The 2,019-nt window shown below is 70.3% G+C and carries 2 protein-coding genes; both read left to right on the forward strand.

Features of this window, described 5'->3' with window-relative positions:
* Positions 1-1,139: glutamate--tRNA ligase (gene gltX / locus IH00_RS37430; protein ID WP_031074613.1), on the forward strand; the 1,139-nt coding region annotated here is incomplete at its 5' end.
* Between the two features lie 28 nt (positions 1,140-1,167).
* Entirely contained in the window at positions 1,168-1,887 is a 720-nt protein-coding gene (locus tag IH00_RS0117490; RefSeq protein WP_031074614.1) for an HAD family hydrolase, read from the forward strand.
* Positions 1,888-2,019 lie beyond the last annotated feature (132 nt).

Raw genomic sequence — 2,019 nt, forward strand, 5'->3', positions numbered from 1 at the left:
CCACCGAACTCGACGAGCGCCGCGAGGCCGCCCGCGCCGCCGGCAAGCCGTCCGGGTACGACGGGAAGTGCCGCGACCTGACCGCCGAGCGGAAATCGGCGTACGAGGCCGAGGGCCGCGAGTCGATCGTCCGCTTCCGGATGCCCGACGAGCCCATCACCTTCACCGACCTGGTGCGCGGCGAGCTCACCTTCACCCCGGACAACGTCCCGGACTACGGCATCGTCCGCGCCAACGGCGCCCCCCTCTACACGCTCGTCAACCCCGTCGACGACGCGCTGATGGAGATCACCCACGTGCTGCGCGGCGAGGACCTGCTGTCCTCCACCCCGCGCCAGATCGCGCTCTACAAGGCGCTCATCGAGCTCGGCGTCGCCAAGGACATCCCCGCCTTCGGGCACCTGCCGTACGTCATGGGCGAGGGCAACAAGAAGCTCTCCAAGCGTGACCCGCAGTCCTCCCTGAACCTCTACCGGGAGCGCGGCTTCCTCCCCGAGGGCCTGCTCAACTACCTCTCGCTGCTCGGCTGGTCCTTCTCCGCCGACCAGGACGTCTTCACCATTCCCGAGATGGTCGAGCGCTTCGACATCGCGGACGTCAACGCCAACCCGGCGCGCTTCGACCTCAAGAAGGCGGAGGCGATCAACGCCGACCACATCCGCCGGCTCGACGTGAAGGCGTTCGCCGAGGCGTGCGAGCCCTGGCTGCGCGCCCCGCACGCCCCCTGGGCGCCGGAGGACTTCGACCGCGCGGCCTGGGAGGCCATCGCGCCGCACGCCCAGACCCGCCTGACCGTCCTCTCGGAGATCACCCAGAACGTCGACTTCCTCTTCCTCCCGGAGCCCGTCGAGGACGAGGCCTCCTGGCAGAAGGCCATGAAGGAGGGCTCCGACGCCCTGCTGCGCACCGCCCGCGCCAAGCTGGAGGCCGCGGACTGGAGCAGCCCGGAGTCCCTCAAGGAGGCCGTCCTCGCGGCCGGCGAGGAGCACGGCCTGAAGCTGGGCAAGGCCCAGGCCCCGGTCCGCGTCGCGGTCACCGGCCGCACGGTCGGGCTGCCGCTCTTCGAGTCCCTGGAGGTCCTGGGCAAGGACAGGACGCTCGCCCGCATCGACGCCGCCCTGGCGAAGCTGGGGTCCTGACCCCCGCCCCGGCGGTACGGTCGGGGGTATGCCGATCCGTGCGGTCCTCTGGGACATCGACGACACGATCTTCGACTACGCGAGCGCCGACCGCGCCGGGATGCTGCACCACCTGACGGCCGAGGGCCTGGTCGACGGAGAAACCTCCGTCGACCAGGCCCTCCGGCGTTGGAAGGAGCTCACCACCCACCACTGGCGCCGCTTCGAGGCCGGCGGGGTCGCCTTCGAGGACCAGCGCCGCGACCGGGTCCGCGACTTCCTGGACCGCCCGCTGACCGATCAGGAGGCCGACGCCTGGTTCGAGCGGTACCTGGCGCACTACGAGGCCGCCTGGGCGCTCTTCCCGGACACCCTGCCCGTGCTCGACGTCCTGGCGGCCGACTACCGGCACGCCGTCCTGTCGAACTCCACGATCCGCAACCAGGAGCGCAAGCTGCGCGCACTGGGCGTGTACGACCGCTTCGAGGCCCTGGTCTGCGCGGCCGAGCTGGGTGTCTCCAAGCCCGCCCCCGGGGCCTTCCACGCCGCCTGCACCCTCATCGACCTGCCGCCGGAGGAGGTCGCGTACGTCGGCGACCAGCCGGACATCGACGCCCGCGGGGCCGTCGAGGCGGGCCTGACGGGCATCTGGCTGGATCGCACCGGCATCGGCGGACGCCCCGAGCTCACCCGGATCACCAGCCTCGATCAGCTCCCCGGCCTGCTGCGCGACCAAACCCGTTTTGGAGCCCCGGACACCTTCAGGTAATGTTCTTCCTGCGCCGAGGGGAGCGGGCCGAAAGCCCGAAACTCCGAAGCGTAACCCGAACAAAACCCTCTCAAGGGGTTGAGTTTTGGTGGCCTATGGTGTAATTGGCAGCACGACTGATTCTGGTTCAGT

It is taken from the genome of Streptomyces sp. NRRL S-118, assembly GCF_000716335.1.
In the GTDB taxonomy this organism is placed as follows: domain Bacteria; phylum Actinomycetota; class Actinomycetes; order Streptomycetales; family Streptomycetaceae; genus Streptomyces.